Source organism: Cupriavidus sp. 8B, assembly GCF_054589115.1.
On sequence record NZ_BAAILO010000031.1, the window covers coordinates 1 to 426 of the forward strand.

The window sequence follows — 426 nt, forward strand, 5'->3', positions numbered from 1 at the left end:
ACGGAAGAGATAACCGCTGAAAGCATCTAAGCGGGAAACTCGCCTGAAGATGAGGATTCCCTGGAGCCTTGAGCTCCTTGAAGGGTCGTTCGAGACCAGGACGTTGATAGGCTGGGTGTGGAAGCGCAGTAATGCGTTAAGCTAACCAGTACTAATTGCCCGTAAGGCTTGATCCTATAACCAGTGTGTTTCTCCTGGTTGAGTATCGCGTGCCGCTGCGACAGCAACAAAGCAGCTTGGCCGATACCTCGCAACCTACTTACTACATCCCTATTCGCTGCGTTGACCAAGTCAACGCGGCCACCGTTTATGCCTGGTGACCATAGCGAGTTGGAACCACCCCTTCCCATCCCGAACAGGACCGTGAAACGACTCCACGCCGATGATAGTGCGGATACCCGTGTGAAAGTAGGTAATCGCCAGGCT

General features: G+C 53.5%; 2 rRNA genes. Both read left to right on the top strand.

Annotated features, from left to right (window positions below):
• Positions 1–176: ribosomal RNA gene (locus tag ACYP5B_RS02865) — 23S ribosomal RNA — on the top strand; the annotation flags it as partial.
• Between the two features lie 136 nt (positions 177–312).
• Positions 313–425, top strand: a 5S ribosomal RNA gene (gene rrf / locus ACYP5B_RS02870).
• Position 426 lies beyond the last annotated feature (1 nt).